The sequence below is a fragment of the Klebsiella sp. M5al genome (assembly GCF_002090195.1).
Lineage (GTDB): Bacteria > Pseudomonadota > Gammaproteobacteria > Enterobacterales > Enterobacteriaceae > Klebsiella > Klebsiella grimontii.
The window spans coordinates 4,168,295-4,191,423 of sequence record NZ_CP020657.1; the positions used below are offsets into that span (position 1 = coordinate 4,168,295).

Sequence of the window (23,129 nt, forward strand, 5' to 3'; positions counted from 1 at the left end):
TGCGCTATCCGGGAAACTGCCTTACTCCCTTCCCTTACGTACCCGTGCGGCGTAGACCGTCAGGGTTTGCTTGATAATATCCAGAGTCACCGGCTTAGAAAGGCAGCTGTCCATCCCCGACTCCAGGCAGCGCTGCTTCTCTTCCGCCAGGGCGTTGGCGGTGACCCCGATCACCGGCAGCGTGAGTCCCAGCTGGCGTATGCGCTGGGTCAGGCGATAGCCATCCATATTCGGCATGTTGACGTCGCTAAGCACGATATCAATATGCTGCTTGCTCAGAACATTCAGCGCATCGACCCCATCATTTGCCGTTACGCACTGATAGCCCAGCGATCCCAGCTGATCGGCCAGCAGACGTCGGTTAATGGGATGATCGTCCACCACCAGGATCATCATGTCATCATTGCTGGTGGTTTGCGCATCCGCCGCGGATAGCGCGGGCCCGTTTTCCGCGCTGGCCACGGCGATATGGAAGATGCGTCCCAGCAGCGGCAGCAGTTCATGCGGCGTAGCCACGCTATGCAGCCATTCGCCGGGCGCCCGCTCCTGCGGAATACCGATATGGCGTCGACAGAAGATCACCATCGCGCCGCCGGGCCAGGCTTCACGCGCTTCGCTATCGGTCAATAAAATATCTTCCGCTCCCGGCGCTTGCCCCGCATAGCGGCGGACCGGGATACCATGGTAATTCAGCAGCTGCTCGACGAACAGCGCCAGCGAGCTATTATCAATCGCCAGCCAGCAGCATTTTTCAGCCAGGCCGTCAATCAGCAGCGGCGGCGTATTTTGTACGCCATACAGTGGGATACGAATGGTAAACCGGCTGCCCATCCCGGGCTCGGTTTCAACGGCAATATCGCCATCCATCATGCTGATAAGCTTTTCACAGATCGCCAGACCGAGTCCCGTCCCCTGGAAGTTGCGCTGCACGCCGGTGCCGACCTGGAAGAACGGATCGAACAGGCGTACCACCTCTTTCGCCGGGATCCCCTCCCCAGTGTCTCTGACGCTGATTTGCAGATAGTCGCCCGCCCGTTCCACGTGCAGAATAATGCAGCCGGTATCGGTAAACTTAATCGCATTACTTAGCAGGTTGGAAATAACCTGCTGCAGGCGCATGGGATCGCCGGACATCAGCTGCGGTACGTCAGGCTCAATAAAGCAGTACAGCCCCAGCTGCTTACGCACCACCAGCGGCAGATAGTTGGCGGAAATATGGTTCATGACCTCGCGCGGCGAAAACTCCCGCGGCTCAATTTTGAGCTGCTCGGACTCAATTTTTGAGAAGTCGAGGATATCGCTAATAATTTTCAGCAGCAGGCTGGAAGAGTTGTTCATCGCCGTCACCAGGCGATCGACGCCCTTCGGCAGCTCTTTGGTCTGCAATAAATCAAGGTTACCGATAATTCCGTACAGCGGCGTGCGCAGTTCGTGACTAACGGTGGCGAGGAACATTGATTTCGACTGGCTGGCCTGCTCTGCGGCCTGGGCCATCTCCTGCAGCGACTCCTCCATTTTGACGCGCGCCGAGACATCCACCAGCACGCAAATCGCCACATTCTCATTACGGTAGCGCGAGTGGACAAAGCTGATTTGCAGGTTGGTGTTATTGCTGGTCAGCACATCGACAAAGTTCACCTGCTGGCCGCAGATAATTTGCGTCAGCCGCTGCCTGTCCTCGTGGGTTAGCATGTTGAGATAGTTATGCGCCAGCTCGTTACTCAGGATGTTGGTGCCGTCGAGCGTACGTAAAATACAGATCCCCACCGGCGCGGAGGCAACAATTTTTCGATTGAACTGCTCATGCTCTTCCAGCCGCTGGGCGTCATTTTCTGCCGGAATAAAAATCCGCCGTTCATACATGCGGGCGAGGACAAAAAGGAGGACGCCGGTCAGCAGATTGAGCACCACGGCGTTCAGTATCAGCATCCGGATGCGTTCCAGCACCTGATCCACCGGCACCGAATAGACAATGCTCAGGGATGATGGCGGCAGGTTTTTTTTCATCGCCAGCTCGCGAAAACCGGCGGTATAGCCGAACCACAGACGCTCCTGCATCCACTTCGCATCCGGTTTAATATTGCTGTCCGACCCGGCAAGCGAAATCAGCGACTGACCGTTATCGTCGAGGATAGTGACGTTCATCGGCAGACTGCCGGGGGTAAAGAAGCTTTCCATACGGATGGTTTGCTCAACGCCGAGCATCGCCTGCAGGCGATTCGCCACATAGATTGGGGTCAGCGCATAGAAATAGCCCACGCCCGGACGCACGCCCTGGCTTATCCAGAACAGATTGTTACCGCGCTCATTTTGCGGAGCGTCGCGATACTGCTCAATCCGCTGATGCAGTACTTTTAACGCATGGTCCCGCTCCAGCGGAATATCACGCAGGCCGAAGTTGGCCATACACAGATTGTCGCTGCCAATCAAAAAAATACGATTGAGGTCGTAGGCCGTTGAGAAATTGTCGCGCCAGTAGCGCATAAACCACGCCAGTGACTGTAGCGAATTACGCCAGGTCGTACTCATCAGCGCGCAGTCGGAATCCGGGTAGAGCGGTTCAAAATTAGGTATCGCGATATCGCCGCGCTGAACCGGCGTATCGCCGCCTTCGCCGCCGTCCATCGGCCGGTTGCCCGCAACGTACTTCAGCTCTTTGATCACGTCGGCCGTACGTTGGATATAGCGCTGCGCCTGATCGGCATTGAGGTTAAATTCCTGGCGAATTTCCGATTCACGATCGTGCAAAGCGTTGACGATGTAAAACACCGACACAAAAGCGACCAGCACCCACAGCAGTACCGCCAGCGCTCTGAACAGATAGCGTGAAACCTTTAACGTGTTATGGAAAGAAGCTAGATATTTCAATGTGGCGATGCTCGGCCGTCAGGGGCTCAACAGAATGGCGTTAAGGTAACGATAAAACAACGGTCCCGCAACGGGAAAACAAAAAGGGTCGGGGATAGCCCCGACCCTTTCAGAACAATTACCGCAGAGAATTACTCTTCGTCTTCGGCAATATCATCGTCGGTATCCGCTTCCGGCGCGATATCCTCATCGCCTTCCGCCGCGCTGCCGTCGATGGCATCCAGCTCTTCGTCATCAACCGGCTCAGCAACGCGCTGCAGGCCAACCACATTTTCATCTTCCGCGGTGCGGATCAGAATCACGCCCTGAGTGTTACGACCGACAATGCTCACTTCAGAAACGCGGGTTCGTACCAGCGTGCCCGCATCGGTGATCATCATAATCTGGTCGCAGTCATCTACCTGCACCGCGCCCACAACGGAACCGTTGCGTTCGGTGACTTTGATAGAGATAACGCCCTGGGTCGCACGCGACTTGGTGGGATACTCTTCCGCCGCGGTACGTTTACCGTAGCCGTTCTGCGTGACGGTCAGGATGGCGCCTTCGCCGCGCGGAACGATCAGCGAGACCACCTTGTCCTCGCCGGCCAGCTTGATGCCGCGCACGCCGGTGGCGGTACGGCCCATCGCGCGGACGGCGTCCTCTTTAAAGCGCACCACTTTACCGGCGGCGGAGAACAGCATGACTTCGTCCTGACCGGAGGTCAGATCGACGCCTATTAGTTCGTCGCCTTCGTTAAGGTTAACCGCGATAATACCGGCGGAACGCGGACGGCTGAATTCGGTCAGCGCCGTTTTCTTCACGGTACCGCTGGCGGTGGCCATAAAGACGTTCACGCCCTCTTCGTATTCGCGGACCGGCAGGATCGCGGTGATGCGCTCGTTGGCTTCCAGCGGCAGCAGGTTGACGATCGGACGACCGCGCGCGCCGCGGCTGGCTTCCGGCAGCTGATACACTTTCATCCAGTAGAGACGACCGCGGCTGGAGAAGCAGAGGATCGTGTCGTGGGTGTTGGCCACCAGCAGACGGTCGATAAAGTCTTCTTCTTTGATACGCGCCGCAGATTTGCCTTTACCGCCGCGACGCTGCGCTTCGTAGTCGGTTAACGGCTGATACTTCACGTAGCCCTGATGCGAAAGGGTCACGACAACATCTTCCTGGTTGATCAGGTCTTCGATGTTGATATCGGCGCTGTTAGCGGTGATCTCGGTACGGCGCGCGTCGCCGAACTGTTCACGGACCAGCTCCAGCTCTTCGCGGATAACTTCCATCAGGCGATCGGCGCTGCCCAGAATATGCAGCAGTTCCGCAATCTGTTCCAGCAGCTCTTTGTATTCGTCGAGCAGTTTTTCATGCTCAAGGCCGGTCAGTTTCTGCAAACGCAGATCCAGAATCGCCTGTGCCTGCTGTTCGGTCAGGTAGTACTGGCCGTCGCGCACGCCGAATTCAGGTTCCAGCCATTCCGGACGCGCGGCGTCATCGCCCGCGCGTTCCAGCATCGCGGAAACGTTGCCCAGATCCCATGAACGGGCGATTAAGCCAGCTTTCGCTTCCGCCGGCGTCGGCGCGCGGCGAATCAGCTCAATAATCGGATCGATGTTGGCCAGGGCAATCGCCAGCGCTTCAAGGATGTGCGCGCGATCGCGGGCTTTACGCAGTTCGAAAATCGTACGGCGGGTCACCACTTCGCGGCGGTGGCGCACGAACGCGGCAATAATTTCTTTCAGATTCATGATCTTCGGCTGACCATGGTGCAGGGCAACCATGTTGATACCGAAGGAGACCTGCAGCTGAGTCTGCGAATAGAGGTTGTTAAGCACCACCTCACCCACCGCATCGCGCTTCACTTCAATCACGATACGCATGCCGTCTTTATCAGACTCGTCGCGCAGCGCGCTGATGCCTTCGACGCGTTTGTCTTTGACCAGCTCAGCGATTTTCTCAATCAGGCGCGCTTTGTTCACCTGATACGGAATTTCATGCACGATGATGGTTTCGCGACCGGTTTTCGCGTCAGCTTCCACTTCCGCGCGGGCGCGAATGTACACTTTACCGCGACCGGTACGATAGGCCTCTTCAATGCCGCGGCGACCGTTGATGATCGCGGCGGTCGGGAAGTCCGGGCCCGGAATATGTTCCATCAGCCCTTCAATGCTGATGTCTTCGTTTTCAACGTAGGCCAGACAGCCGTTGATCACTTCGGTCAGGTTGTGCGGCGGAATGTTGGTCGCCATACCTACCGCGATACCGGACGAACCGTTGACTAACAGGTTCGGGATTTTGGTCGGCATAACGTCAGGGATCTTTTCCGTGCCGTCATAGTTATCGACGAAATCCACCGTCTCTTTTTCCAGGTCGGCCATCAGTTCATGGGCGATCTTCGACATACGGATTTCCGTATAACGCATCGCTGCGGCGGAGTCGCCGTCGACAGAACCGAAGTTACCCTGGCCATCTACCAGCATGTAACGCAGGGAGAATGGCTGCGCCATACGTACAATGGTGTCATACACGGCAGTATCACCATGAGGGTGGTATTTACCGATTACGTCACCAACGACACGGGCAGATTTTTTATAGGCTTTGTTCCAGTCATTGCCCAATACGTTCATGGCGTATAGTACGCGACGGTGTACCGGCTTCAGGCCATCTCGGACATCCGGCAGCGCACGGCCAACAATGACCGACATCGCGTAATCCAGATACGAGCTCTTCAGCTCTTCCTCAATGTTGACCGGTGTAATTTCTCTCGCAAGGTCGCTCATCTAACCGCTATCCCTCTACTGTATCCCGGATTCAAAGGTCGCAAATTATAACACACCCGTAGTGATACGGGTAAACCTATACCCAATGATTTTCGCGCGGCGGAAGGCGACAGGGATAGACGGTTTATTCATCCCTGAGGCCTGATATACTCGCGGGTCTGAACTGAACAGGAGTAAAAGCGCCCATGAATGCCGAAAAACCGTCGGTGGCCCACAATGTTGATCATAATGAAATCGCTAAATTTGAAGCCGTCGCCTCGCGCTGGTGGGATTTAGAAGGCGAATTCAAGCCGTTACATCGCATCAACCCTCTACGTCTTGGCTATATCGCGGAGCGCTCCGGCGGCCTGTTTGGCAAAAAGGTGCTCGATGTCGGCTGCGGCGGCGGCATTCTGGCTGAAAGCATGGCTCGAGAAGGCGCAACGGTGACCGGTCTGGATATGGGTTTCGAACCGCTACAGGTGGCCAGGCTGCATGCCCTGGAGAGCGGTATTCAGGTCGAATACGTCCAGGAAACCGTTGAAGAGCACGCGGCGAAGCATGCTCAGCAGTATGACGTCGTCACCTGCATGGAGATGCTGGAGCACGTCCCGGACCCGCAGTCGGTGGTCCACGCCTGCGCGCGGCTGGTCAAACCCGGCGGCCAGGTCTTCTTCTCAACTATTAACCGTAACGGTAAAGCGTGGCTGATGGCGGTCGTGGGCGCCGAATACGTTATGAAGATGGTGCCAAAAGGTACCCATGACGCGAAGAAATTCATTAAACCGGCGGAGCTGATCGGCTGGGTTGATGAGACTATTCTGAAAGAGCAGCATATTACCGGTCTCCACTACAATCCGTTGACCAATACCTTCAAGCTGGCGCCAGGCGTTGATGTTAACTATATGTTGCATACAACGGCGAAAAAAGCATAACGTCAGCTGTATTTCCTATGATGATTGCGCGGCATCAAGCCGCGTGATTTTTTCTTCCGATGAAGAAATCAGCACTCGATCAAATTTTCATTTTTTTTTCTGATTTATTGACATCTTCTCCAGGCCTTATGTGGCGTGGACTTGGCGATTATTACCCTTCCGCAACCTCAATTTAACCTCAAAATCAACTCTTGTACTCAAAAGAATCCTTACTAGAATACTCACCATATAGCGTTTCTTTTATCGACAACCCCCTACATATAGTATTTATCCACAGAGTTAGTCACAACGGCGATCTGTGGATAAGTGGGGGATATTTTCTTTCACGGACAGGTATAATCCACATGAATCAGAGTCTGCTGGTGACAAAGCGCGACGGTAGCACCGAGCGCATCAATCTCGATAAAATCCACCGCGTGCTGGATTGGGCGGCAGAAGGACTGAATAACGTTTCCATCTCCCAGGTAGAACTGCGTTCCCACATTCAGTTCTATGACGGCATCAAAACCGCCGACATTCACGAAACCATTATCAAAGCCGCCGCGGACCTTATTTCCCGCGACGCCCCGGATTACCAGTATCTTGCCGCCCGCCTGGCGATTTTCCACCTGCGTAAAAAAGCCTACGGCCAGTTTGAGCCGCCAGCGCTGTTCGACCACGTGTCGAAAATGGTGAAAAACGGCAAATACGATACTCATCTGCTGGAAGACTACACGGAAGAAGAGTTCAAGCAGATGGATTCGTTCATCGAGCACGATCGCGATATGACCTTCTCCTACGCGGCGGTTAAGCAGCTCGAAGGCAAATATCTGGTGCAGAACCGCGTCACCGGCGAGATCTACGAAAGCGCCCAGTTCCTGTACATTCTGGTCGCCGCGTGCCTGTTCTCCAACTACCCGCGCGAGACGCGTCTCGACTACATCAAGCGTTTCTATGACGCGGTGTCGACGTTTAAAATCTCCCTGCCGACGCCGATTATGTCCGGCGTGCGCACCCCGACCCGCCAGTTCAGCTCCTGCGTGCTGATCGAGTGCGGCGACAGCCTGGATTCGATTAACGCCACCTCCAGCGCCATTGTTAAATACGTCTCTCAGCGCGCCGGTATCGGCATCAACGCCGGTCGCATCCGCGCGCTGGGTAGCCCGATTCGCGGCGGTGAAGCGTTCCACACCGGCTGTATTCCGTTCTATAAGCACTTCCAGACCGCAGTGAAATCCTGCTCGCAGGGCGGCGTGCGCGGCGGTGCGGCGACCCTCTTCTACCCGATGTGGCATCTGGAAGTCGAAAGCCTGCTGGTGCTGAAAAATAACCGTGGCACCGATGCCAACCGCGTTCGTCACATGGACTACGGCGTACAGATCAACAAGCTGATGTACACCCGTCTGCTGAAAGGCGGCGATATCACCCTGTTCAGCCCGTCAGACGTCCCGGGCCTGTACGATGCGTTCTTCGCCGATCAGGACGAGTTTGAGCGCCTGTACACCAAATACGAGCAGGACGACAGCATTCGCAAGCAGCGCATTAAAGCGGTAGAGCTGTTCTCGCTGATGATGCAGGAGCGCGCCTCCACCGGCCGTATCTACATCCAGAACGTCGACCACTGCAACACCCACAGCCCGTTTGACCCGGTGGTCGCGCCGGTGCGCCAGTCCAACCTGTGCCTGGAAATCGCCCTGCCGACCAAGCCGCTGGAAGATGTGAACGACGAAAACGGTGAAATTGCGCTGTGCACCCTCTCCGCTTTCAACCTCGGCGTTATCGATAGCCTTGATGAGCTGGAAGAACTGGCGGTGCTGGCGGTTCGCGCGCTGGATGCCCTGCTGGATTATCAGGACTACCCGATCCCGGCAGCCAAACGCGGCGCCATGGGCCGTCGTACGCTGGGCATTGGCGTAATCAACTTTGCCTACTATCTGGCGAAGCACGGTAAACGCTACTCCGACGGCAGCGCCAACAACCTGACGCATAAAACGTTCGAAGCGATTCAGTACTACCTGCTGAAAGCCTCTAACGAACTGGCTATCGAGCAGGGCGCGTGCCCGTGGTTTAACGAAACCACCTATGCCAAAGGCATTCTGCCGATCGATACCTATAAAAAAGACCTGGATGCGATCGTCAATGAATCCCTGCATTACGACTGGGAAGCGTTGCGCGAATCGATCAAAACGCACGGCCTGCGTAACTCCACGCTCTCCGCGCTGATGCCGTCCGAGACCTCTTCGCAGATCTCCAACGCCACCAACGGCATTGAGCCGCCGCGCGGCCACGTCAGCATCAAAGCGTCGAAAGACGGGATCCTGCGCCAGGTGGTGCCGGATTACGAAAAACTGCAGAACGGCTACGAGCTGCTGTGGGAAATGCCGAACAACGACGGTTACTTGCAGCTGGTCGGTATTATGCAGAAGTTTATCGACCAGTCGATTTCCGCCAACACCAACTACGACCCGACCCGCTTCCCGTCAGGTAAAGTGCCGATGCAGCAATTGCTGAAAGACTTGCTCAACGCCTATAAGTTCGGCGTCAAAACGCTGTACTATCACAACACTCGCGATGGCGCGGAAGATGCCCAGGACGATCTGGCGCCGTCCATCCAGGACGACGGCTGCGAAAGCGGCGCATGTAAGATTTGATAATATTGCCCGGCGGCGCGTCGCTTGCCGGGCCTACGGTATATTGTAGGCCGGGTTAGCGAAGCGCCACCCGGCTTGTAATTCCAGGACAGGATCCCCACTCATGGCATATACCACTTTTTCTCAGACCAAAAACGATCAGCTGCTTGAGCCGATGTTTTTTGGTCAGCCGGTGAACGTCGCCCGCTACGATCAGCAAAAATATGACATCTTCGAAAAGCTGATTGAAAAACAGCTCTCCTTCTTCTGGCGTCCGGAAGAAGTTGACGTTTCCCGCGACCGCATCGACTACCAGGCGCTGCCGGAACACGAAAAACACATTTTTATCAGCAACCTGAAATATCAGACGCTGCTCGACTCGATCCAGGGACGCAGCCCGAACGTCGCCCTGCTGCCGCTGATTTCAATTCCGGAGCTGGAAACCTGGGTTGAAACCTGGGCGTTCTCAGAGACCATTCACTCGCGCTCCTACACCCATATCATCCGCAATATCGTTAACGATCCGGCGATGGTGTTTGACGATATCGTCACCAACGAGCAGATTCAGAAACGCGCGGAAGGGATTTCCAGCTATTACGATGAATTGATTGAGCTGACCAGCTACTGGCATCTGCTGGGCGAAGGCACCCACAGCGTGAACGGTAAAACCATCACCGTGAACCTGCGCGAGCTGAAAAAGAAACTCTACCTGTGCCTGATGAGCGTGAACGCGCTGGAAGCCATCCGTTTTTACGTCAGCTTCGCCTGCTCCTTCGCCTTTGCCGAGCGCAAGCTGATGGAAGGTAACGCCAAGATTATCCGTCTGATCGCCCGCGATGAAGCACTGCACCTGACCGGTACTCAGCACATGCTGAACCTGCTGCGTTCCGGCGTCGACGATCCGGAGATGGCTTCAATCGCCGAAGAGTGCAAACAGGCGTGCTACGACCTGTTCGTGCAGGCGGCGCAGCAGGAAAAAGAGTGGGCGGATTATCTGTTCCGCGACGGCTCGATGATCGGCCTGAACAAAGATATTCTCTGCCAGTACGTTGAGTACATTACCAACATCCGCATGCAGGCGGTGGGTCTCGATCTGCCGTTCCAGACCCGCTCCAACCCGATCCCGTGGATCAACACCTGGCTGGTGTCCGATAACGTGCAGGTCGCGCCGCAGGAAGTGGAAGTCAGTTCTTACCTCGTCGGACAGATCGATTCCGAAGTCGACGCCGACGATCTGAGCAACTTCCAGCTCTGATGAAACGCATTTTTTTGAAGATTTCTGACACTCGCCTTGAGTGTCAGGATGAACATCCCTCCCTGCTGGCGGCTCTGGAATCGCACAATATCGACGTGGAGTATCAGTGCCGCGAAGGCTACTGCGGCTCCTGCCGTCTACGGCTGGTTTCGGGCCAGGTTGACTGGCTCACCGAGCCGCTGGCGTTTGTCCAGCCGGGAGAGATTTTGCCCTGCTGCTGCCGGGCGAAAGGCGATATCGAAATCGAGATGTAAGTTTTGTCGGCCGGCGTAACGCTTACCCGACCGACAAAACTGCCGTTCACAGGCCGGGTAAGCCCGGCTTTTTACTGCTTCGCGTTCAGGAACTGCACCGCTTTATCCGGGAAATCGGTAAACAGGCCGTCGACGTCCGCCTGGCGATACAGCACGTTGTAGAGCTGATTGACATCGGTTGCGTACTCCGGCAATTGATCGGCACGGACCGTATACGGATGGACCTGCATATGGCTGGCGTGAGCTTCTTTCACCATAGCCGTCAGCTTCACATCACCCGACTTCGAGCCTTCGGCCACCAGCATATGGTAGTCCGGGCCAATGCCGTCAGCGTACTGCGCGATCTGCGCCATCGCCCCCGGTTTGAACATCCAGTCATAGCTGTAGTTCACCCATTTGCCGTCGGCCTGCCGTTGCTGGGTTTCATTCCAGTCGGTATAGGCGATAAGCTGCACCAGATTGAGATCCATCCCCATCTTCGGCTCCAGCTCGTGTTTAATACGTTTGAGCTCGTCCGCGTCAAAGCACTGCAGATAGACCTTATCCTGCTTGCGGGTATAACCATACTCTTTCAGCACTTTCAGCGTACTGGCGGCAATATCCTTACCTTCCTGATGATGGAACCACGGCGCTTTGATTTCCGGGTAGATACCGATGTTTTTGCCGGTTGAGTGATTCAACCCCTGCACAAACTCAATCTCCTCTTCAAAGGTATGAATACGGAAATCAGACTTCCCCATCGGGAAACGGCCCGGATAAGTTTGCACGTTCTTGCCATCTTTCGGCTCAAACCCTTCGGTAAACTTCAGCGACTTTATCTCGGCGAGCGTAAAGTCGATGGCGTAGAAGCGGCCATCCTTACGTGCCCGCTGCGGGAAACGCTGCGCCACGTCGGTCACCCGGTCCAGATAGTGGTCATGCAGCACCACCAGCCGGTCGTCTTTAGTCATCACCAGATCTTGCTCAAGGTAATCGGCCCCCTGAGCATACGCCATCGCTTTCGCCGGGAGGGTATGTTCCGGCAGATAGCCGCTGGCGCCGCGGTGGGCGATAACGATTTTCTCCCCCGCGACGGCGCTGAAAGAGAGCGCGGTAGCGGCCAGCATCATGCCGCTCATCAGAGCGGTTAATTGACTTTTCATCGCCGCTCCTTAGCCTTGTTTCATCTGCTGGTGATGACGTCGTTCACCCAGCATCACGATAATCAACAGCAGGACAGCCAGCACGCTGCCGCCGATCATCACCATAAAGCCGCCGTCCCAGCCGAAGAAATCGACGGTGTAGCCAACGATAGCGCTTGCGGCTACCGAGCCGCCGAGATAGCCGAACAGGCCGGTGAAGCCCGCGGCGGTGCCGGCGGCTTTTTTCGGCGCCAGCTCCAGCGCATGGAGGCCAATCAGCATCACCGGACCATAAATCAGGAAGCCGATGATGATCATGCAGGCCATATCCACGCCCGGATTACCCGGCGGGTTCAGCCAGTAAACGACGGTGGCGATGGTGACCAGGGTCATAAAGAAGACGCCGGTCGCGCCGCGGTTGCCTTTAAACACTTTATCCGACATCCAGCCGCACAGCAGGGTGCCCGGGATCCCCGCGTATTCATAAAGGAAGTAGGCCCAGGATGATTTATCCAGCGCGAAGTGCTTAACCTCCTTCAGATAGGTCGGCGACCAGTCGAGGATGCCGTAGCGCAGCAGATAGACAAATACGTTGGCGACGGCGATGTACCACAGCAGCTTGTTCGGCAGGATGTACTGCATAAAGATCTGCTTTGCGGTCAGCTCTTCTTCGTGCTTCTCGCTATAGTCGTCAGGATAATCGTTTTTGTACTCTTCGATCGGCGGCAGGCCGCAGGACTGCGGGGTATCGCGCATCATCGCGAAGGCGAAAATCGCCAGCAGGATCGCACCGAAAGCTGGCATATACAGCGCCGCGTGCCAGTCGTTAAACCACGCCATCCCCAGCAGAAACAGCAGCGGCGGGATCCCGCCGCCGACGTTATGCGCGCAGTTCCATACCGACACAATACCGCCGCGCTCTTTTTGCGACCACCAGTGCACCATCGTGCGCCCGCACGGCGGCCAGCCCATCCCCTGGAACCAGCCGCACAGGAACAGCAGCACGAACATCACCATAATGCTGGAGGTCGCCCAGGGGACGAAGCCCATGACCAGCATCACCAGCGCGGCCAGGATCAGCCCTGCCGGTAAAAAAATGCGCGGATTCGAACGATCTGAGACCGAGCCCATGATGAATTTCGAAAATCCGTAGGCGATGGAGATACCGGAAAGCGCAAAGCCGAGATCGCCGCGGGAGAATCCCTGTTCGATAAGATAAGGCATAGCCAAAGCAAAGTTCTTACGAACCAGATAGTAAGCGGCATATCCGAAGAAGATACCAATAAAGATCTGCCAACGTAATCGACGATATAACGGATCGATTTCCGCCGTTGGCAAACGCGCCTTATGCGCTGCGGGTTTAAATATACTTAACATATCAGCCTCCGTGGCCATTGCTGTTTTTCTGACGTCGACGCAAAAAAACGTAATTTATTCACTGACTTCTAATTTGGTCGCGATAGTAGGCAAAGCGTAAATCTAATACTGTGAAATGTCGCACACTTTGTTACAGAAATATGACAATGCTTTCCAATATGCGCGCAAAGTCACAACAAATGCTCGAATTACGCGCAAATATGCTCGAAATCAAACATTAAACGCTATCGATATGGCTAAATGATGTAAAACGAACACAGAGGACAGGGAGATGGCCGATAGTCGTGAATATGACGTCATTATTATTGGCGGCGGCGCAACCGGCGCCGGGATCGCGCGCGACTGCGCGCTGCGCGGGCTGAAGGCTGCGCTGGTTGAGCGCTACGATATCGCCACCGGCGCGACCGGGCGTAACCACGGCCTGCTGCACAGCGGCGCGCGCTATGCGGTAACCGATAGCGAATCGGCGCGCGAGTGCATCAGCGAAAACCGCATCTTACGCCGTATCGCCCGCCACTGCATTGAGCCCACCAGCGGACTCTTTATTACCCTGCCGGAAGATGACCCGGCGTATCAGCACACCTTTATCACCGCCTGCCAGCAGGCGGGTATTGAAGCCCAGCCTCTGACGCCCGCCGAAACGCTGCGCCTGGAGCCTGCCGTGAATCCCGCGCTGCTTGGCGCCGTGCAGGTACCGGACGGCACCGTCGATCCGTTCCGCCTCACCGCCGCGAATATGCTCGATGCCCGCGAACATGGCGCCACGATCCTCACCGGCTGCGAAGTCACCGGCCTGCTGCGCGAGGGCGATCGCGTCCAGGGGGTAGCGCTCTACGATCGTCAGCGCCGTGAACCGCTCAGCCTGCGCGCGCAGGTGGTGGTCAACGCCGCCGGGATCTGGGGGCAGCGTATCGCAGAGTATGCCGACCTGCGCATCGCGATGTTTCCGGCAAAAGGATCGCTGCTGATCCTCGACCACCGCATTAACCGTCAGGTTATCAACCGCTGCCGCAAACCGGCTGACGCCGATATCCTGGTACCCGGCGATACCATTTCGTTGATTGGCACCACCTCGATGCACATTCCCTATGACGAAATTGACGACAACCGGGTGACGGCCGGGGAAGTCGATACGCTACTACGCGAGGGGGAAAAGCTGGCGCCGATCATGGGGCGGACCCGGATACTGCGCGCCTACTCCGGCGTACGTCCGCTGGTCGCCAGCGATGACGATCCCAGTGGACGCAGCGTCAGCCGCGGCATCGTGCTGCTCGACCACGCCCAGCGCGACGGCATGGAAGGTTTTATCACCATCACCGGCGGTAAGCTGATGACCTACCGCCTGATGGCGGAATGGGCTACGGATGCGGTATGCCGCAAGCTCGGCAATACCGCCCCCTGTACAACCGCCGATGCGCCGCTTCCCGGCTCGCAGGAGCCGACGGAAACCACGTTACGCAAAATCATCGCTTTACCAGCATCGCTGCGCGGGTCGGCCATTTATCGCCACGGCGATCGTACCCCCGCCTGGCTTGGCGATAGCCGCCAGCACCGCAGCCTGGTCTGCGAATGCGAAGCGGTCACCGCCGGCGAGGTTCAGTACGCGGTCGAAAATCTGGCGGTGAAAAACCTGCTCGACCTGCGCCGGCGCACCCGCGTCGGCATGGGCACCTGTCAGGGCGAGCTGTGCGCCTGCCGGGCCGCCGGGCTGCTCGCGCGTTTTAACGTCACCACCTCCGCGCGCTCCCTTACCCAGCTGTCTGAATTTCTGAACGAGCGCTGGAAAGGCGTCCAGCCGGTGGCCTGGGGAGACGCGCTGCGCGAAAGCGAGTTCACCCGCTGGGTCTATCTCGGCCTGTGCGGATTACAAAAGGAGCATCAGGATGAAGTTTGATTGCGCCATTATCGGCGGCGGCCTTGCCGGGCTGCTCTGCGGGCTGGCGCTCAATCAGCGCGGCCTGCGCAGCGTGATTATCAGCCGCGGCCAAAGCGCCCTGCACTTCTCTTCCGCCTCGCTGGATCTGCTCTCGACGTTGCCGAATGGCGAAACCGTCACCGATGTTGCTCACGGCATCGGCCAGCTGGCCCGCCAGCTTTCCGAGCATCCTTATGCCAGACTCGGCGCCGAACGGGTAATGGGTTACGCCAGCCAGGCGCAGGCTCTGTTTGCCGACTGCGGTATCGCCATGCAGGGTGAGGCCAGCCAGCCGCATCTGCGCGTGACGCCGCTGGGAACCTTACGCGCGGCCTGGCTTTCGCCGCAGGAGATTGCCACCGCGCCGCTGCCCGCCAACGGCGTCTGCGTGGTCGGCATCAGCGGATTCGGCGACTTCCAGCCGCATCTTGCCGCCGCCTCGCTGAACCAGCATGGCGTTCACGCCGAAGCGCAGGAGATAGATTTACCGCTCCTTGATGTTCTGCGCGATAGCCCATCCGAATTTCGCGCCGCCAATATCGCCCGCCGTCTGGACGATGAAACGCAGTGGCCAGCGCTGCTGGCGGCGCTGCGTCCGCTGGCGCAGCGGCACCGTTTCATTATCATGCCCGCCTGCTTCGGCCTCGCCGACGATCGTCTGTATCAGTGGCTACAGCAGCGCCTTCCCTGCCCGCTGCGCCTGCTGCCTACGCTGCCGCCGTCGGTGCCGGGGATGCGCCTGCACGCCCAGCTCCAGCGGCATTTTATCCGCGGCGGCGGCACCTGGCTTACCGGCGACGAAGTCATCAATATTAGCCAGCAGAACGGTATCGTTAACGCTATCTGGACGCGCAACCACGGCGATATCCCGCTGCGCCCGCGCTTCGCGGTGCTGGCCAGCGGCAGCTTTTTCAGCAATGGGCTGGTCGCCGAACGCAGCGGCGTGCGCGAGCCTATTCTTGGCCTTGATCTGCAGCAGACGCTACCGCGCGAGCGCTGGTATCAGCAGGACTTTTTTGCTTCCCAGCCCTGGCAGCGTTTCGGCCTGAAAACCGATGCGGCCCTGCGTCCGCAGCTTCAGGGGCAGACGCTGGAGAATCTGTTCGCCGTAGGTTCTATTCTCGGCGGTTTTGATGCCATCGCGCTGGGATGCGGCGGCGGCGTCTGCGCGGTCACCGCGCTGCACGCCGCAAGGTTAATCGGCGAGCTTGCCGGAGGTGAGTCATGAACGACACGCGTTTTGAACACTGCATTAAATGCACCGTTTGCACCACCGCCTGCCCGGTCAGCCGGGTTAACCCGCGCTACCCTGGGCCAAAACAGGCCGGGCCGGACGGCGAGCGCCTGCGCCTGAAAGACGGCACGCTCTACGACGAGGCGTTAAAATACTGCATTAACTGCAAACGCTGTGAAGTCGCCTGCCCCTCAGACGTCAAAATCGGCGATATTATCCAGCGCGCGCGCATGGAGTATGGTCGGCAAAAGCCCACCCTGCGCGATGCGATCCTCAGCCATACCGACCTGATGGGCACCCTCTCCACGCCGTTTGCCCCGCTGGTGAACGCCACCACCGGGCTGAAGCCGGTACGGCGACTCCTCGACGCCGCGCTTAAAATCGATCACCGCCGTACGCTGCCGAAATATGGCTTTGGCACCTTTCGCCGCGCGTATCGTCAGCTGTCTGCTCAGCAGGCGCAATACGCCGAACAGGTGGCGTTTTTTCACGGCTGCTATGTCAACTACAACCACCCACAGCTGGGCAAAGATCTTATCCGGGTGCTGAACGCCATGGGCATCGGCGTGCAGTTATTCAGTAAGGAGCAGTGCTGCGGCGTGCCGCTGATTGCCAACGGTTTTTTTTGCCAGGGCGCGCAAGCAGGCGCAGAGCAACGTCACCGCGATGCGGGAAAATAGCCTCCCTGTTATTGCGACCTCATCAACCTGCACCTTTACCCTACGCGATGAATACCCGCACGTACTCGATATTGAGAACCGCGACGTTCGCGATCGTATTGAGCTGGCAACCCGCTGGATCTGGCGTCAGTTGGATGATGGGCGGCCTTTGCAGCTAAAACCGCTGCCGCTGAAGGTGGTCTATCACACCCCCTGTCATATGGAGAAAATGGGCTGGTCGCTGTATACCCTTGAGCTATTGCGGCTGATCCCCGGCTTGCAGCTGGAGGTGCTCGACTCTCAATGCTGCGGCATTGCCGGCACCTATGGGTTTAAGTCGGAGAACTATGACTCATCGCAGGCCATTGGCGCGCCGCTGTTCCGGCAAATTGAGGAGAGCGGCGCCGACCTGGTGGTGACCGATTGTGAAACCTGCAAATGGCAGATTGAGATGTCCACCAGCAAACGCTGCGAACATCCCATCTCTCTGCTGGCGCAGGCGCTGGCCTGATACCAGCACCGGCTGCGGGGGGACTAATAGCTCCCCTTTCCCTCCGCCTGTTCGGCTATCGGCTTGAACATCGCCAGCCGTTTATCCAGCGCGCGGGTATAGAGGTTGGTATCAACGCCCACGGCGACAAAATTGGCCCCCCACGCCAGCGCTTTGTGCGCCATCTCCGGGTCAACGGCGAGGAAACCGGCGGCTTTTCCCGCCGCGCGAATGCGGCGGATGCTCTGTTCGATAATGCGCTGAACGTCCGGATGCCCGGCGTTGTCCGGGTAGCCCAGCGAAGCCGATAGGTCAGCCGGGCCGATAAAGACGCCGTCAATCCCCTCCACTTCGAGGATCGCATCCAGATTATCGAGGGCGGTTTTGCTCTCCACCTGAATCAGCAGGCACAGTTCATCGTTGGCCTGCGCCATATAGTTCTCTACCCGCCCCCAGCGCGCGGCGCGGGCCACCCCGGCCCCGACGCCGCGGGTGCCCACCGGCGGATAGCGGGTAGCCGAGACGATCTCCCGCGCCTGTTCAGCGGTATCGACCATCGGGATCAGCAGCGTTCTGGCGCCGATATCCAGTACCTGTTTAATCAGGCTACGATTGCCCTCCACCGGGCGAATCACCGGCTGGCTGACGTAGGGCGCGATGGCCTGCAGCTGATGATACAGGTCCTGAATGGTATTGGGCGCATGTTCGCCGTCAATCAGCAGCCAGTCGTAACCCGAGGTGGCGGCAATCTCAGCCATATACGAAGAGGTCGAGCTCAGCCACAAGCCAATTTGCGCTTCCCCTTGCAACAATCCCGCTTTAAATGGGTTCGATAAAATTGCGTTCATAGTTCTCCCTTACATTAATGCTGTACGCTGTCAGCCTGCGGCACCGTACGATTGACGCGCAGTGAAAAGATAATAACAACTCCGACAATCGCCACGCAGGCGAGCGTCACTAATCCGGCAGAATCACTCGCGAACATTGTTTCAGCCTGGACGCGGATAATCGGCGCCAGAAAACCGCCGATGGCGCCAAACAGGTTGACGAAACCGATGCCCGCGGCCAGCGCCGTGCCGGACAACAGCTGCGTCGGCATGGTCCAGAACACCGGCTGTACGGCAATGACGCCCACGGCGGCAACGCACAGCGCGATAATCGCCAGCACTGGCGACACCAGCCCGGAGACCGCAATGCCAATCGCCGCCGCCAGCAGGGTGAATGCGGCAATATTACGCCGCTCGCCGGTACGGTCGGAGTAGCGCGGAATCAGCCAGGTCCCGAACAGCGCCGCTACCCACGGAATAGCGGTCACCACCGAAGCCACAAACCCCACCTTGGTGCCGAGCAGCGCGGCAACCTGGGTCGGCAGGAAGAAGATCAGACCGTAAACCGCTACCTGAATGGTCAGATAAATAATGGCCAGCTGCCAGACGCGGCCGTTGCGCAGCGCATCGGACAAACGCGAAGTCACCTTTTTCTGCTCTTCGCTGGCCAGCTCGCTGATTAACGCCTGTTTTTCGGCAGCGCTCAGGAAACGCGCCTTTTGCGGCGTATCGTCAAGCCAGAAGAAGGTGAAGAACCCGGCGCCGACCGCCAGCAGCCCCTCAATGATAAACATCCAGAACCAGCCGGGATGTCCCATAAAGCCGTGCATTTCCAGCAGCGCGCCGGAGAGCGGCGACCCGAGGGTCAGCGCCAGCGGCGCGCCCATATAAAACAGCCCCATAATGCTGGCGCGGTTCTGCTGCGGGAACCACTGGGAAGTCAGGTAGATCATACCCGGGAAGAAGCCCGCCTCGGCGGCGCCCAGCAGGGTACGCACCAGCAGAAACTTCGCTTCGGTGTCCGCCCACGCCATCGCCGCGGAGAGAAGCCCCCACAGCAAGGTGGTGCAGCCGATCCATTTTCTTGCGCCGAATTTGCGCATCAGCAGGTTGGCGGGCACCCCGAGAAAGGCGTACACCACAAAGAAAATCCCCGCCCCCAGCGCATAGGCCTCGTTGCTCAGGCCGGTATCCAGCTGATAGGTCTCTTTGGCAAAGCCGATATTCGAACGGTCAAGAAACGCCAGCACGTACAGCGCCAGCATAAAAGGGATCAAACGGGCGCGGTTTTTCTTCACCACGCTTTCAAGCAAGGTGTTGCTCATCGTAATATCCTCAACAATGGGCCGCACATCTGCGCTGTGCGGCACGACGGGATCAGTGGCTATAAGGACGTTTCAGGTTGCAGTCGCGGTTCAGCTCGACGCCGAAGCCCGGTTTATCCAGCACGCTTTTATGAATGCGCCCGTTTACCGGCACCGGCTCGTCAACCAGAATCGGGTCAAACTGCGGACGCATCGTTGAGCAATCCGGGCTGGTCATCAGGAACTCGCTGAACGGCGTATTGGTAAAGGTAATGACCGCGTGGTGCGAATAGACCGACGAGCCGTGCGGCACCACCAGCTGGCCGCGCGATTTGGCGATCGCCGCAATCTCCACCAGCGTGGTCAGACCGCCGCACCAGCCCACATCAGGCTGCATAATATCGATGCCGGTTTCCGACAGCGTGCGGAAAGATTGCAGCGTGCCGTGGTGCTCGCCGCTGGTGACCATCATTCCGGCTGGCGCATTGCGTTTCAGCTCGCGGTAGCCTTCGTACTGCTGCGGCGGCAGGCACTCTTCGATCCACTTAAGGTTAGAGGGCGCGCAGGCGTGGGCCAGTTTAGTGGCGTAATTCACGTCCTGGCTCATCCAGCAGTCCAGCATCAGCCAGAAGTCCGGCCCGCATTTTTCGCGCATATCGGCCACCATCGCGGCATCTTTGCGGATCCCCGCGTCGCCATCGTGCGGCCCCCAGTGGGTCGGCATCTTGCCGCCAATAAAGCCCATCTCCTTCGCCAGATCCGGGCGCGCCCCGGTGGCGTAGAACTGAATTTCATCGCGCACCGCGCCGCCCAGCAGTTTATAAACCGGCAGCCCAACCACTTTGCCGAACAGATCCCACAGCGCCAGGTCGATACAGGAGATAGTATTCATCACCAGACCGCCGGATCCGGAGTAATACATGGTAGCGTTGAGCATCTGGTCATGGATCAGTTTGATATCGCTGACGCACTTACCTTCAATAAAGCGGTTCAGATGTTTTTCCACGATAAAGCAACCCATCTCGCCCGCGGTCGACACCGCAAAGCCGGTCTGCCCGTTTTCGGCTTCCACTTCAACGATCAGCGTACCGAGAACGTTGATGCCAAACGACTGGCGAGACTGTTCATACTGTTTATATTTGCTCATCGGCGTGGCGATATGATCGTCAATCCAGTGATTTGCCCCCTGGTCATGATAATCGCCGCCGCCAGCGCCTTTCTCTGCGGTAGCGCCGCCGATAAACCAGGCGCGGACGTGTTTAATTTTCGGTAGGGTCATGATCTTCTCCTTATTATGAGGCTTGTTGTTCGAAGGGGCTCTTCCACCCCAGCAGACGGGAAATATCTTTGGCGCAGGCAATCGCCCTACCGGCGAGGTAATCGCGATTGTCTTCATTGATTTGCAGACGGGTACCCACCACGGAAATGGCGGCGGTCAGCTCGTTATTGGCGTTAAACACCGGGGCGGCCACGCAGCGAACGTCGGGATAGTCTTCGCCGTTATCGAAGCTCCAGCCGCGGGCGCGAATACGCCCCAGCTCATCGCGAAGCTGCTGGGCGCTGGTGATAGTGGTTGGCGTCGCCCGTTCCCACCGCAGCTCGCTGATAATCGACTCCTGAACCCGCTCGGGCTGCCAGGCCAGCAGGCATTTACCGATACCGGAGCGATACAGCGACAGGCTCTTCCCCTCATGCGAGCGCACGCTGATGGTGGCCGGGGACTCAATCTTCAGAATGTAGTAGGCGTTGCCGCTGTCGATAATGCCCAGGTGGCAGAGCAGCCCACACTGATCCATCAGCTGCGTCAGGCGCGGACGCGCCAGCTCGCGCAGGTCCATTTTGCTCAGCGCCTGCCCGGCCAGCTCAACCAGCTTGGTCCACAGGCAGTAGTTATCCTGATTATCCATGCTGAGGAAGCGCTGTTTTTTCAGCTCTCCCAACAGCAGATAGGCGGTACTTTTCGGAATACCCAGTTCGTCAATAATGGTCGCCGCGCTGCAGGGACCGATGCGGGCGATCAAATTGAGAATATCAATGGCGCGGGTCAGCGCCGGGACTTTGCTTGATTCCAACATACTGGACTCCAATCCTGAATACTGGAATCAGTGTTGCGGTTGTCAGGCGGATAAATTGTGAGCGGCTTCAAATGACGACGCTATTCCAGCAGGGTGGACGTTCGGAAGGATAAAAATGCGAGGTAGTACACAGAATATTTAAAAGCAAGTACAGCTGGCTGGACTCATCGCGCGTCGGGAAAGACTCCCGACGCGGAGGTTTGTTTACACCGTGAGAGATTCGACGACGTTAATCCAGCCGTGTTCGCCGGCCACCGGCTGGCCGTTCAGCCAGCGGCGCAGCATGTTCAGTGCCATCATCGCGCACACCTCCTGACGCACCTGCACGCTGTGGCGGCTGGTGGTGAATTTCACCCGCAGCGCGTGGGTGCCGTCCGGCGTAGAAAGCGCAAAATTCAGGTGATCGCTCTCCTGGCCGCTGACCGCCAGCGCCAGGCCGGCAAAATGTTTCTCGCGCCGCTCAGCCGCCCAGCGCGCGGACTGCGCCAGAGTCTCTTCCTGCGACGGAATGACTTCACTGGCCAACAGCGGCGCATTGACGCGTGAAAGCTGTAGCGCCAGCAGGCCGCCGGTAAACTGCTCGCTCAGCGTCAGGCTTAGCTGACGCTCCTGCAGACGACGGGCGATCTGCGCGGGCAGGCCTTCTGTGCCTTCGAAAATCATGCTCTCTCCGGCCACTTTCCGCACTTCCAGCCACAGCGCCAGCATCGCCTCGCGCTGTTCAGCGGGCCCGGTCAGCTTCAGTTCGATAATCGGCATCGAGGAGCGATAGCCCATCACCACGCCCGGCGGCAGCTGCAGATGATCGAGGCTCTGCGCCAGTTCGCTTTCGGAACGGCCGAAGGTGGTCAGACGCAGGCACAGCGGCGCAGCAGGCAGCGGGAAACGCTCGCGCAGGCGCGGTAAGATTTCCTGCTCGACCATCACCTTAAATTCGGAAGGCACGCCGGGGGTAAAAAACATCAGGCAGCGGTTTAGCTGCACGGCAAAACCGCAGGCGGTTCCAACCGGGTTATCGATCATCTCGGCGCTTTGCGGAATTTCCGCCTGTTTACGATTGCTGGCGGCCATGGGCCTGCCGCGCTCGGCAAAGAAACGGGTCATGGTTTCCAGCCACGCTTCGTGCAAAATCAACCCTTCGCCTTTGGCCGTCGCGGCGGCCAGCGCGCTCAGGTCGTCGCTGGTCGGCCCCAGACCGCCGTTGACGATCAGCACATCGGCATGCTCGCTGCGCTCGCGTAAAATCGCCACCAGGGAGTCGAGATCGTCACCAACGGTATGGCGACGCTTTAAGGGTAATCCTTGATTAAAAAAGAAATCCGCCAGCCACGCGGCATTGGTATCGATGATTTGCCCATGCAGTACTTCATCGCCGGTGGACAGCATTTCCACGTTTAACATTATGAACTCCAGCCTGATAAGTAGAAATACTATATCGCAAAGCGGCTGGCGAAAAAGCCTG

At 57.8% G+C, this 23,129-nt stretch carries 15 protein-coding genes and 1 pseudogene; 7 read left to right on the forward strand and 9 right to left on the reverse strand.

Going from position 1 to position 23,129, the window contains the following annotated elements; genetic code table 11:
* Nucleotides 1-21 precede the first annotated feature (21 nt).
* Nucleotides 22-2,868, reverse strand: coding sequence for a two-component system sensor histidine kinase RcsC (rcsC, locus tag BWI76_RS19920; RefSeq protein WP_049087162.1), 2,847 nt, complete (start codon nt 2,866-2,868; stop codon nt 22-24).
* Nucleotides 2,869-2,999: 131 nt separating this feature from the next.
* On the reverse strand, nt 3,000-5,633 hold the full coding sequence (gyrA, locus tag BWI76_RS19925; RefSeq protein ID WP_004123050.1) for a DNA topoisomerase (ATP-hydrolyzing) subunit A: 2,634 nt from the start codon (nt 5,631-5,633) through the stop codon (nt 3,000-3,002).
* A 185-nt stretch (nt 5,634-5,818) separates the two neighbouring features.
* Here gyrA and ubiG point away from each other — a divergent pair, with 185 nt between their 5' ends.
* The 4 genes from ubiG to yfaE all read left to right on the forward strand — a co-directional run bounded on the left by ubiG (nt 5,819) and on the right by yfaE (nt 10,665).
* A complete protein-coding gene (gene ubiG / locus BWI76_RS19930; protein ID WP_004134034.1) occupies nt 5,819-6,547 on the forward strand; it encodes a bifunctional 2-polyprenyl-6-hydroxyphenol methylase/3-demethylubiquinol 3-O-methyltransferase UbiG in 729 nt (242 codons plus the stop codon).
* Between the two features lie 344 nt (nt 6,548-6,891).
* Nucleotides 6,892-9,177: a class 1a ribonucleoside-diphosphate reductase subunit alpha gene (nrdA, locus tag BWI76_RS19940; RefSeq protein ID WP_004123055.1), complete on the forward strand. Its 2,286-nt coding sequence runs from the start codon at nt 6,892-6,894 to the stop codon at nt 9,175-9,177.
* A gap of 103 nt (nt 9,178-9,280) precedes the next feature.
* Nucleotides 9,281-10,411: a class Ia ribonucleoside-diphosphate reductase subunit beta gene (gene nrdB / locus BWI76_RS19945; protein WP_004123058.1), complete on the forward strand. Its 1,131-nt coding sequence runs from the start codon at nt 9,281-9,283 to the stop codon at nt 10,409-10,411.
* Nucleotides 10,411-10,665 carry a class I ribonucleotide reductase maintenance protein YfaE gene (gene yfaE, locus BWI76_RS19950; RefSeq protein WP_004104002.1) on the forward strand — a complete coding sequence of 85 codons (255 nt, stop codon included), beginning with the start codon at nt 10,411-10,413 and terminating at the stop codon, nt 10,663-10,665. Before nrdB ends, yfaE begins: the two co-directional genes overlap by 1 nt.
* Nucleotides 10,666-10,736: 71 nt before the next feature.
* Here yfaE and glpQ read toward each other — a convergent pair whose 3' ends face one another.
* Nucleotides 10,737-11,807: a glycerophosphodiester phosphodiesterase gene (glpQ, locus tag BWI76_RS19955; protein WP_004134020.1), complete on the reverse strand. Its 1,071-nt coding sequence runs from the start codon at nt 11,805-11,807 to the stop codon at nt 10,737-10,739.
* 9 nt (nt 11,808-11,816) lie between these two features.
* Entirely contained in the window at nt 11,817-13,163 is a 1,347-nt protein-coding gene (glpT, locus tag BWI76_RS19960; protein ID WP_004123062.1) for a glycerol-3-phosphate transporter, read from the reverse strand.
* A 271-nt stretch (nt 13,164-13,434) separates the two neighbouring features.
* On the opposite strand from glpT, the gene glpA reads away from it, so the two are divergent.
* The 3 genes and pseudogenes from glpA to glpC all read left to right on the forward strand — a co-directional run bounded on the left by glpA (nt 13,435) and on the right by glpC (nt 17,482).
* Nucleotides 13,435-15,057 (forward strand): anaerobic glycerol-3-phosphate dehydrogenase subunit A, encoded by a 1,623-nt coding sequence (gene glpA, locus BWI76_RS19965; RefSeq protein ID WP_049087157.1) that lies wholly within the window; start codon nt 13,435-13,437, stop codon nt 15,055-15,057.
* Nucleotides 15,047-16,306, forward strand: coding sequence for a glycerol-3-phosphate dehydrogenase subunit GlpB (glpB, locus tag BWI76_RS19970; protein ID WP_064371603.1), 1,260 nt, complete (start codon nt 15,047-15,049; stop codon nt 16,304-16,306). The genes glpA and glpB overlap by 11 nt, the downstream gene beginning before the upstream one ends.
* Nucleotides 16,303-17,482, forward strand: a pseudogene (glpC, locus tag BWI76_RS19975) (anaerobic glycerol-3-phosphate dehydrogenase subunit GlpC). Before glpB ends, glpC begins: the two are co-directional and overlap by 4 nt.
* Before the next feature lie 23 nt (nt 17,483-17,505).
* Here glpC and yfaU read toward each other — a convergent pair.
* The 5 genes from yfaU to BWI76_RS20000 form a co-directional block, all read right to left on the reverse strand.
* Nucleotides 17,506-18,309 (reverse strand): 2-keto-3-deoxy-L-rhamnonate aldolase, encoded by an 804-nt coding sequence (yfaU, locus tag BWI76_RS19980; protein WP_064371604.1) that lies wholly within the window; start codon nt 18,307-18,309, stop codon nt 17,506-17,508.
* 14 nt (nt 18,310-18,323) lie between these two features.
* The gene (locus BWI76_RS19985) at nt 18,324-19,613 is read right to left on the reverse strand and encodes an MFS transporter (RefSeq protein ID WP_024359242.1); all 1,290 of its coding nucleotides are present in this window, start codon (nt 19,611-19,613) and stop codon (nt 18,324-18,326) included.
* A gap of 52 nt (nt 19,614-19,665) precedes the next feature.
* Nucleotides 19,666-20,871, reverse strand: a complete 1,206-nt coding sequence (rhmD, locus tag BWI76_RS19990) for an L-rhamnonate dehydratase (RefSeq protein ID WP_004134009.1) — start codon at nt 20,869-20,871, stop codon at nt 19,666-19,668.
* 13 nt (nt 20,872-20,884) lie between these two features.
* Entirely contained in the window at nt 20,885-21,667 is a 783-nt protein-coding gene (locus BWI76_RS19995) for an IclR family transcriptional regulator (RefSeq protein ID WP_004123072.1), read from the reverse strand.
* A gap of 204 nt (nt 21,668-21,871) precedes the next feature.
* On the reverse strand, nt 21,872-23,068 hold the full coding sequence (locus BWI76_RS20000) for a nicotinamide mononucleotide deamidase-related protein YfaY (protein WP_004134004.1): 1,197 nt from the start codon (nt 23,066-23,068) through the stop codon (nt 21,872-21,874).
* Nucleotides 23,069-23,129 lie beyond the last annotated feature (61 nt).

What these genes read in the sequence shown, in the direction of transcription:
- gyrA (WP_004123050.1), bottom strand. Translation starts at nt 5,633, where the DNA reads ATGAGCGACCTTGCGAGAGAAATTACACCGGTCAACATTGAGGAAGAG.
- ubiG (WP_004134034.1), top strand. Translation starts at nt 5,819, where the DNA reads ATGAATGCCGAAAAACCGTCGGTGGCCCACAATGTTGATCATAATGAA.
- nrdA (WP_004123055.1), top strand. Translation starts at nt 6,892, where the DNA reads ATGAATCAGAGTCTGCTGGTGACAAAGCGCGACGGTAGCACCGAGCGC.
- nrdB (WP_004123058.1), top strand. Translation starts at nt 9,281, where the DNA reads ATGGCATATACCACTTTTTCTCAGACCAAAAACGATCAGCTGCTTGAG.
- yfaE (WP_004104002.1), top strand. Translation starts at nt 10,411, where the DNA reads ATGAAACGCATTTTTTTGAAGATTTCTGACACTCGCCTTGAGTGTCAG.
- glpQ (WP_004134020.1), bottom strand. Translation starts at nt 11,807, where the DNA reads ATGAAAAGTCAATTAACCGCTCTGATGAGCGGCATGATGCTGGCCGCT.
- glpT (WP_004123062.1), bottom strand. Translation starts at nt 13,163, where the DNA reads ATGTTAAGTATATTTAAACCCGCAGCGCATAAGGCGCGTTTGCCAACG.
- glpA (WP_049087157.1), top strand. Translation starts at nt 13,435, where the DNA reads ATGGCCGATAGTCGTGAATATGACGTCATTATTATTGGCGGCGGCGCA.
- glpB (WP_064371603.1), top strand. Translation starts at nt 15,047, where the DNA reads ATGAAGTTTGATTGCGCCATTATCGGCGGCGGCCTTGCCGGGCTGCTC.
- yfaU (WP_064371604.1), bottom strand. Translation starts at nt 18,309, where the DNA reads ATGAACGCAATTTTATCGAACCCATTTAAAGCGGGATTGTTGCAAGGG.
- BWI76_RS19985 (WP_024359242.1), bottom strand. Translation starts at nt 19,613, where the DNA reads ATGAGCAACACCTTGCTTGAAAGCGTGGTGAAGAAAAACCGCGCCCGT.
- rhmD (WP_004134009.1), bottom strand. Translation starts at nt 20,871, where the DNA reads ATGACCCTACCGAAAATTAAACACGTCCGCGCCTGGTTTATCGGCGGC.
- BWI76_RS19995 (WP_004123072.1), bottom strand. Translation starts at nt 21,667, where the DNA reads ATGTTGGAATCAAGCAAAGTCCCGGCGCTGACCCGCGCCATTGATATT.
- BWI76_RS20000 (WP_004134004.1), bottom strand. Translation starts at nt 23,068, where the DNA reads ATGTTAAACGTGGAAATGCTGTCCACCGGCGATGAAGTACTGCATGGG.